The following is a 1,246-nucleotide window of genomic DNA, read 5'->3' as shown; positions in this document are numbered from 1 at the left end:
CAACACCCACCCGGATCACGACACGCTGGCGACGTTCCGACGTCGATTCCTGAAGGAAGTGGAGTTGCTGTTCGTGCAGGTGCTGGTGCTGGCGCGCGAGATGAAACTGCTCAAGCTCGGGCATATTGCGCTGGACGGCACCAAGATCGACGCCAACGCGAGCAAGCACCGTGCCCTGTCGTGGGGGCATGCCCACAAGATCGAGGCGCAGTTGCGACAGGAGGTGCAGTCGCTGCTTGCGCTGGCCGAGAACAGCGACCGCGCAGCCATCCCAGATGGCATGGACGTGCCGGCGGAAATCGCTCGACGCGAAGATCGCTTGAGCGCGATGGCGCTGGCCAAGGCAAAGATCGAGCAGCGCGCCGCCGAGCGTCATCGGCACGAACAGCAGGAGTACGAGGCCAAGGCGGCCAAGCGCAAGTCTCAGCGGGACGCTGGCAAGAAGCCGCGCGGCAAGGATCCCGAGCCGCCAGAGGCTGGCCCCAAGGACGGCGACCAGGTGAACCTCACGGATGAAGATTCGCGCATCATGCCCGTCTCGGGCGGGGGCTTCGAGCAAAGCTACAACGCGCAAGCCGGCGTCGACACCGAGACGATGATGGTGGTCACCCGACACGTGAGCCAGGCGTGCAACGACAAGCGCGAAGTCGTGCCCACGCTGGAGCAGATCGTCGCGTTGCCCGCGGTGCTGGGCGAAGTGCACACGCTAATCACGGACAACGGCTTCTTCAGTCAGGCCAACGTGATCGCTTGCCTCGACGCGGGGATCGATCCTCTGCTGGCGCTCAAGAGGGAGTCGCATCATGCCCCCGTGCTGGAGCGCTTCGCACCCGATGCCCCCGAACCCCAGACGACGGATCCGGTTGTGCAGATGGCGCATCGTCTGGGCACACAAGCTGGGCGTGCCCTCTACAGCTTGCGCAAGCAGACGGTGGAGCCGGTGTTCGGCATCATCAAGCGGGTGATGGGTTGGCGCCAGATGAGCATGCGCGGGCTGGCCCACGCCCAAGGCGAATGGAGCCTGGTGACCATGGCCTGGAACATCAAGCGCATGCATGTGCTGCGCACCGCGTGAGGGGAAAAGTGTGCCCCGGTCACGCCGAAAACGAGTCCTCAGGCGGTCCGATACGCCCTCGTGGAGACTCGCCAACCGCTGAGAACGCTCGATCAGCGCGACGCCGTCTCAAAAGCCGCGTCGCACCGATCTATCGGATTCGCTCGGGCTCAAGTCCGACAGCCTCCTAGG

1 protein-coding gene is annotated in these 1,246 nt (G+C 64.7%); it reads left to right on the top strand.

The window, feature by feature from the left end:
• Positions 1-1,075, top strand: a 1,075-nt coding sequence (locus DN412_RS42850) for a transposase (RefSeq protein ID WP_133303200.1), incomplete at its 5' end; no start/stop codon positions are given.
• Positions 1,076-1,246: the final 171 nt, after the last annotated feature.

Source organism: Cupriavidus lacunae (assembly GCF_003353055.1).
Taxonomy (GTDB): Bacteria; Pseudomonadota; Gammaproteobacteria; order Burkholderiales; family Burkholderiaceae; genus Cupriavidus; species Cupriavidus lacunae.
The sequence above is the reverse complement of the archived record's forward strand: the minus strand, read 5'-3'. Positions and strand labels throughout refer to the sequence as shown.